The organism is Colwellia sp. 6M3 (assembly GCF_014077595.1).
Lineage (GTDB): Bacteria > Pseudomonadota > Gammaproteobacteria > Enterobacterales > Alteromonadaceae > Cognaticolwellia.
In genome coordinates this window covers 1-240 of record NZ_JACGWF010000277.1, presented here as the reverse complement: position 1 = coordinate 240, position 240 = coordinate 1, and the positions used below count along the sequence as shown (strand labels likewise).

The 240-nt window shown below is 47.1% G+C and carries 1 pseudogene; it reads right to left on the bottom strand.

Going from position 1 to position 240, the window contains the following annotated elements:
- Nucleotides 1–199: pseudogene (locus H4J50_RS19475) on the bottom strand (IS4 family transposase); the annotation flags it as partial.
- Nucleotides 200–240 lie beyond the last annotated feature (41 nt).

Here is a 240-nt window from a genome sequence, read left to right as displayed (position 1 = left end):
CATCCAAAGAGCACAGCAGACCTTTTATTTTTCCAGGCCCCATTGGCTCAGGATAAAGAACCAGTCTGGCCTGCCAGCACTCAGGAAGCGAAGGGTCTTGTTTTCTGGCATGCGCAGATACACTCATTTCTACTTTGAAGTCATGCTCAGAGTAAGATTCAATGACGGTGTATTGCGTGTTGCTTTTAATCGGGACCATCCAGTGCGACTGTGGGTGTTGCTTACGCCAATTAATCAGTA